General features: G+C 58.7%; 7 protein-coding genes. 1 reads left to right on the top strand and 6 read right to left on the bottom strand.

Annotated elements, in window-relative coordinates:
* On the top strand, window positions 1–210 hold a 210-nt coding region (locus SMC5_RS10665; protein ID WP_165848965.1), incomplete at its 5' end, for a hypothetical protein.
* 66 nt (window positions 211–276) lie between these two features.
* Here the strand turns inward: SMC5_RS10665 and typA are convergent.
* The 6 genes from typA to SMC5_RS10660 form a co-directional block, all read right to left on the bottom strand.
* Window positions 277–2103, bottom strand: coding sequence for a translational GTPase TypA (gene typA / locus SMC5_RS04050; protein ID WP_119119701.1), 1827 nt, complete (start codon window positions 2101–2103; stop codon window positions 277–279).
* 71 nt (window positions 2104–2174) lie between these two features.
* A complete protein-coding gene (locus SMC5_RS04045; RefSeq protein ID WP_119119700.1) occupies window positions 2175–3077 on the bottom strand; it encodes a phosphate acyltransferase in 903 nt (300 codons plus the stop codon).
* 10 nt (window positions 3078–3087) lie between these two features.
* Complete coding sequence (locus SMC5_RS04040) at window positions 3088–3990, bottom strand: bifunctional enoyl-CoA hydratase/phosphate acetyltransferase (RefSeq protein WP_165846224.1); 903 nt, start codon at window positions 3988–3990, stop codon at window positions 3088–3090.
* Between the two features lie 10 nt (window positions 3991–4000).
* Window positions 4001–5059, bottom strand: a complete 1059-nt coding sequence (gene buk, locus SMC5_RS04035) for a butyrate kinase (protein WP_207799047.1) — start codon at window positions 5057–5059, stop codon at window positions 4001–4003.
* Window positions 5060–5083: 24 nt separating this feature from the next.
* The gene (gene recN, locus SMC5_RS04030) at window positions 5084–6793 is read right to left on the bottom strand and encodes a DNA repair protein RecN (protein WP_165848964.1); all 1710 of its coding nucleotides are present in this window, start codon (window positions 6791–6793) and stop codon (window positions 5084–5086) included.
* A gap of 2 nt (window positions 6794–6795) precedes the next feature.
* Window positions 6796–6999: NAD(+)/NADH kinase (locus SMC5_RS10660; RefSeq protein WP_207799045.1), on the bottom strand; the 204-nt coding region annotated here is incomplete at its 5' end.

Genomic DNA, 6999 nt, shown 5'->3' with positions numbered 1-6999 from the left:
CACGTGGGCGTCTTCTTCGACCAGTCGGGAACGATCCGCATGGACGAGGTCATCAAGTACATCTTCGGTCTTGATGCCAAGGTCGCGCCCATGCCGATTATCACGCGCCAGAGCGTACTGCTCGATATGAGCGACGCTTTCATCGACCCTATGGACGTTGCGGCTCAGGCCGTCCCGCCTCATCGACCGAAGAGCAACCACCACGACTGAGATACAGCAACAACAAAAGCTCCCCAGGTGACTGGGGAGCTTTCCGTTTCTTACATAGTAGTCCAGCTAATCGCCGTAGTCGTCTTCCTCGCGCCCAGAACGCTTCCGCTCCTTGAAATCAAGAAGCCTCTTACGAATGCGCAGTGACTTGGGTGTGACCTCCAGCAACTCGTCCTCGTTGATGTAGTCGAGAAACTGGTCGAGAGCGAACTGGATCGGCGGATCGATCTTCGTCGAGATCTCCGACGTGGAGGACCGCATGTTGCTGAGGTGTTTCTCTTTCGTCGGATTCACCTTCAGATCGTGATCGCGCATGGTCTCGCCGACAATCTGGCCGGCATACACTTTTTCTGCAGGCGCAACAAACAGCTTGCCGCGGTCTTGGATGTGTGCGATAGCGTAGGCTGAAACAGCCCCTGTATGGTCTGAGACAAGAACACCGTTCCTACGGCCGCCAATCTTGCCTGCCCACTCCAGGTACCCCAGGTACGTATGGGTCATGACGCCGTTGCCTTTGGTCGAACTCAGGAACTCGGACCGAAAGCCAAAGAGACCTCGAAGAGGAATCGTATAGCTGAGACGGACATATGCTCCCTTGAGGTCGAGCATCTTCTCCATAGTCCCGCGCCGTTCGCCCAGCATATTGATGACGACTCCCTGGTATTCCTTGGGAACATCGAGGACAAGGGTCTCATACGGTTCGAGGACCTTGCCACCCTTCTTCTCGGTAATGACTTGCGGCATCGAGACCTGAAACTCATAGCCTTCGCGACGTATCTGTTCGATGAGGATAGCCAGCTGAAGTTCGCCTCGTCCCGCGACAGTGAACCGATCGGGCAGGTCGCCCCAGTCGACAGCGATGGAAACGTTGGTACGCAGCTCCTTCTCGATACGCTCACGTAGCTTGTTGGAGGTCACGAACTTCCCCTCCATGCCTCCGAATGGACTGTCGTTGACCATGAACATCATCGAGACCGTCGGTGGTTCGATGGTCAGCATATTCAGTTTCACCGGTCGTTCAGGGTCAGTGACTGAGTCTCCGATGGTGATAGCAGGTATGCCTGCGAACGCGAAGATCTCGCCAGCCTCGACACTTGGAACTTCCTTCCGCTCCAGCGCCTCGAAGATAAAAAGCTTGAGGATCTGGCCCATGTATTCGTCATCGCCGGAGAACACCTTGACCTTGTCTCCAGTCTTCAGCTGTCCCCCGAACATGCGGCCAATGCCGATGCGGCCGATATAATCATCGTGGGTAATGTTGGTGACCAGGACAGACAGCGGGCTCCCTGGGTCATATTCAGGAGCTGGGACCTTCTTGAGCATGAGCTGGAACAACGGCGTCAGGTCCTGCGGCGGGTCGTTGAGGTCCATGGTCGCTTTGCCGTCACGGCCCGAAGCATAGACGACGGGGAAATCCAGCTGCTCTTCGGTTGCGTCGAGTTCGACAAACAAGTCGAAAGTCTCGTTGATGACTTCCTGGATACGGGCGTCCGAACGGTCGATCTTGTTGATGACCACGATCGGCCTGAGATTGAGTTCGAGAGCCTTCTTGAGGACGAACCGCGTCTGCGGCATCGGTCCCTCGGAGGCGTCGACCAGGAGCAGTACCCCATCCACCATTCTCAGGACGCGTTCCACTTCGCCACCAAAGTCCGAGTGACCAGGCGTGTCGACGATGTTGATCTTGACACCCTTCCACACCAGCGACATGTTCTTCGAGATAATGGTGATGCCACGCTCCCGCTCGAGGTCCCCCGAGTCGAGGATGCAGTCCCCCATCTGGTCGATATTACGGAACAGTTTACACTGCCGCATCATGGCGTCGACCAGTGTCGTCTTCCCGTGGTCAACGTGCGCAATGATACCTATATTACGAAGATCGTTTCTATGCACTCAAGCACTCCCTTCAAACAAGCATGGTTGGAGACCAGTAATGGCCTCAAACTATTATTATACCCTTGTTTTCAGGCGTTCAATGCCCCGAGTGCGATGGAATAGAACTTGGAGTCTTCGGAATCCCCCCTGCTGGCCAGGATACAGGGCGCAGTCGTGCCAGTCACCATGGCCGCGACCTCACCGCTCCCAAACCTGCACAGCACCTTGTAGAAAACGTTTCCAGACTCGATGTTCGGTACGATGATGATGTCCGCGTCCCCCTGGATGCGGCCCATGAAACCCTTGACCTGGCAAGCGTCAGGGAACAGCGCACAGTCGATGGAGATAGGCCCCTCACCGATGATGGCGCCAAACTGCTTTCGGACCGCCATTCCAGCCAGCACTGCGGCCTCCTGGCTGCTTGCAAACTTCAGCACACTCTCACTCGCCGACAGGAACGCCACTTTGGGGACGTCAATGCGAAGGCTGTGCACAACACCCACGGTCAGTTTCGTGATGCGCACCTTATCCTGCAGTGAGGGAAGCGGCACTACGGCGACGTCTGACACGATGATAAGGCGCGGGTAGTTGGGAGCCTCGAACACGGCCACGTGTGACAGCAGACCGCCCTCGGGTAGCAGTCCGTTCTGTTTGTCAAGGATGCCCCGCATGTAGTTGTCCGTGTGAGCAAGGCCCTTCATCAGCATATGCGCACTTCCATCACGGACCAGTTTTACGGCTGCTTTGACCGACGGCAGTTCGCCCTGGACGTCCATGATCTCGAAGAGGCTGGTGTTGACGTCACTCGCCGATGCCACCTCCGCGATCTTCGCCGCGCTGCCCACGACGACAGCGTCGACAATGCCCTCCCTGACTGCGCGCTGTACCGCCTGCAGCGTGTGGACGTCTTCGCCATAGGCTACTGCCATGCGCTTGCGCGGCAGGCCTTTCACTGCGGCCGCAATATCCGAAAGGTGCGTCATTGGTCCCATACCGGTCTCCCTAGTAGTAGGCTACGATGCCCAGTGCCACGGACATGAGCTTGGTTCGTCCGTCGTCGGCCCTCGAGGGTACGAGGACAGGCTTCCGGGCACCAATCGTCACGTGCGCAGATGTGAATCCTGCAAAATAGGTCATAGACTTCCCAAGCAGGTTGCCACCCTCAATGTCGGGAACGATGAGAATGTCCGCATTGCCTGCGACGGGACCGCTGAGGCCCTTGATAGTTGCGGCACGCTCGGAGATAGCGTTATCCAGCGCAAGAGGTCCGTCCACGACGCATCCCTTGATCTGTCCGCGCTCCCACATCCGCGTTATGATCGCTGCGTCCTCCGTGCATGGCATCTTGTCGGTCACTGTCTCGACGGCTGCCAGCACAGCTACCTTGGGGTTCTCGTACCCCAGCTTGTGGTACACGTTTACCGTATTCCTGATGGCCTCCACCTTCTCCTCGAGCGTTGGAGCGATCAGGATGCCACCATCGACGACAGCCAGCAGCGAGTGGCGCACGCGGGTATCTTCGTACAGCGAGCACTCGGAAAGCACCTTGCTGACCCGGATGCCATTCTCCTTGTCCAGCACTGCGTGCAACATCTGGGCCGTCTGCGCCCCACCCTTGAGGATGACGTCCACCTTGTCATCGCGCGCGAGCGCCACCGCGACCGCACACGCCTCGGCAGGCGAGCCGGCTTCCTCGATCTCGAATGCGTCAGGGTCGGCCCCGGCCTGCACCAGCAGCTCCCGGATCTTGTCGGGTACGCCCACCAGGACGGGTGCCGCAATACCTGCCTCATGCGCCAGCAAAGCCGCATGCAGCGAGACTTCTTCGGGGAATGCGACCGCCAGCTTCTTCCGGCCGCGCTTCTTCGCCTCTTCCAGCAACTGGTCAAACGTCCTGATCTCCATGGAACCTCCTCTACTCGTACGTCTTTTCCGCCTCAAGCCCTTGTTTGAGACGCACGTACGCCTCGTTGAGAGCCTCCAGCTCATTCTCCCCCGGCATGATCTCGACGGGAGCGATGAAGCCCACCCTTGCGATGACCCATCCGACGATGACATCGCTGTGCGCAAGTCCCCCGGTCAGTACGATGACGTCGACGTCACCTTCCAGCACCGTGGCCATAGCGCCAATTTCCTTGGCTATCTGATAGGCCATCCCTTCGTAGACCGTCGCTGCTTCCTGGTCGCCCGCGGCAATCCGGGCTTCGACCTCTCGCGCATCGTTTGTATCAAGATACGACACGAGTCCGCCCGTGTGCGTCAGCCGCTTGACGAGCTCAGCTTCGGTCGCGCCTTCCTCGAAACACAGCCGCACGAGCGCCGAGACGGGAAGCCCACCCGTGCGCTCAGGCGAGAATGGACCCTGCTCGTTGGCGTTGTTGACATCGACGATACGCCCGTGGCGAAGCGGTGCGATGGAGATACCTCCGCCGAGGTGCGCCACGATCATGTTCATCTCCTGCAAGGTTGTTCCATGAGCCTTTGCGATGTTGTAGGCAACTCTGCGGATGTTCAGCGCATGGACCAGCGACTGCCGCGGGAGTTCCTTGAGGCCGGAGATGCGAGCGATGTTCTCGAACTCGTCTACCGACACGGGGTCGGCGATATAGCACGGGATGTCGGCGCCCACCGCAAGCGCATGCGCGATCGGTGCTCCCAGATTCGCCGCATGCTCATGTACCGCACCTCCGATGCAATCATGCAGCATCCTGTCGTTTACGGCGTAGATTCCCGATGCCAGTGGATGCAGCAGTCCGCCGCGTGCCATGATTGCTTCCAGACCCGTGGCGCTCGTGCCATGGCGCGACAGGAAGTCCAAGACTGCCTGTGTTCTCATGGGCAGCTGGTCAGCAATGCCGTGAAAGTGCGCCAGCTCGCCCGCTGAATGGTCCAGCGATTCCTGGGCGACCAGTTCAGGTCCCTCATACAGGGCGACTTTCGTAGATGTAGATCCAGGATTGATGGCAAGAATCATGCGGGGCACCTGCTGCATGAATGACTAGGGAAACAATAACTCGCGGGCATTGGCCAGTGCGACCTCGGACGCCCGATCGCCTGATACCATCCGCGCCAGCTCACGGACACGTTCCTCGCCCGTGACGCGGCGCACTGCCACCGTGGTCGAATCCTCGCTCTGCTCCTTGGAGATGACGAGGTGCGTTCCTGCTCTGGCCGCGATGGTGGGCAGATGGGTGATGACGATGACCTGGCGATGCTTGCCGAGACTGTCCAGCTTGCCGGCAACTGCCAGCCCCGTTGCGCCACCGATGCCGGCATCTACCTCGTCGAACACCATGGTAGGAATCTGGTCGGTCTCCGCAAACACCGTCTTGAGCGCGAGCATGACACGCGAAAGCTCTCCACCTGATGCGATCTCTCTGAGAGGACGTAATCCCTCCCCCGGATTGGGAGCAATAAGGAACTCGACCACGTCCAAACCCGTCTCAGATGCTCTGAACCGCTCATCTCCAACAGCGATACCCTGCTCATCGACGCTCTCCTCGATGGAACAGACGAACCGGGCATTGGACATAGCCAATTCAGCAAGCTGTTCCTCGACCTTGCGCGCAAGAACAGGACCACCTTGCTTGCGTTTCGCGGTCAGTAATGCGCCGATGCTCGAAAGTTCGTTCTCCAGCTGCGCTATGTGGCCACGCAAGCCGGCCTCGTCGCCCGCCCGCTCGTGGCGTTCATGCAGCTTGTCGTCGATCTCCGTCTCAAATGCAAGCAGACCATCGAGGTCCTTGTGATACTTCTCCTCGAGTCTGGCAATGGCGTCCAGCCGCTCAGTCACCTGTGCCAGTCGCGCATCATCCAGCTCAAGCCTGCTGAGATAGTCGCTCAAGGTGGACCCGGTTTCCTTGAGACTCGCCTGTGCCCCGTCCAGCAGGGATGCCACATCGTTCAGCCGGGGATCGATCGAACACAGGGCATCGATGGTGTGGTGCAGTTTTCCGACCTGTCGCACGATCCCTTCGCTGTCCCGGGATTCGTCTCCAACAAGGGCGACCGACGCCTGACCCACTTGCTGCTGCAGCTCACGGACATTCTCCAGAAGCCGCTGTTCTGCGATGAGCAGGCTGTCCTCTCCGATCTTCAGCTGTGCACGCTCAAACTCTCCCGACGCGAACTCCAGATAGGCGGTCTCATTGTCCCATTCTGTCCGGCGCGTTTCTATCTGTTCCAGTTCACGACGTGCGGCGCGCAGCTCTGCCAGCCTCGTGCCGAAGAGCTCGTGCGCAGACTGGGTGTCGTGCCCTAGAAATGAGTCCAGAAGCTGGAGATGATTCTCACGTACCAGCAACGACTGTGGCTCGTGCTGCCCGTGAACGTCCACAAGACTCTCGCCCAGCGATCTCAGTGTACTGATGGGGACGATGTGCCCGTTGATACGATACTTGTGCCTGCCGGTACGGTCTACCTCGCGCGTCGCCACGACGGTCATGTCGTCGTCCGTCACGAGGTCGCCCAGCATATCCCGCTGTAGACAGACACGCGGAAGCGCGAACTCCGCATCCAGTCGCAAACTGTCCGCACCCACGCTGATGAAGTCACTGGTCAGCTTGCCCCCCAGGACTGCACTGATAGCTCGCACGACGATAGTCTTGCCCGCGCCCGTCTCGCCGGTGATGACATTCAATCCGTCATCGAAGGATACGTGAACATCGTGCGCGATGGCCAGATTGTGGATGTCCAGTTCCAGAAGCATCGTTAGTGGCCCCAGTGGAACTTGGCACCCAGGACCTTGTAGAAATTTTTCTCGCGCAACCGGATGATATCGACATCCTGTGGGTATCTCGTCACGCATATTGTGTCAAAGCTGTGGATGTCGCCGACACGCTCTCCGTCACGTATGAAAGCCGCCTTGTCTCGCGACGGCTTCACCTTGAGAGTGATCTCACTGCCTGCCGATAT

The sequence above is a fragment of the Candidatus Cryosericum odellii genome (assembly GCF_003570935.1).
GTDB lineage: Bacteria > Caldisericota > Caldisericia > Cryosericales > Cryosericaceae > Cryosericum > Cryosericum odellii.
Note: the sequence above shows the minus strand (reverse complement) of the source record. Positions and strands in the feature narration are given on the sequence as shown.

Coding starts and splice junctions, on each gene's coding strand:
- SMC5_RS04045 (WP_119119700.1), bottom strand. CDS start 3,077: ATGGGACCAATGACGCACCTTTCGGATATTGCGGCCGCAGTGAAAGGC.
- SMC5_RS04040 (WP_165846224.1), bottom strand. CDS start 3,990: ATGGAGATCAGGACGTTTGACCAGTTGCTGGAAGAGGCGAAGAAGCGC.
- buk (WP_207799047.1), bottom strand. CDS start 5,059: ATGATTCTTGCCATCAATCCTGGATCTACATCTACGAAAGTCGCCCTG.
- recN (WP_165848964.1), bottom strand. CDS start 6,793: ATGCTTCTGGAACTGGACATCCACAATCTGGCCATCGCGCACGATGTT.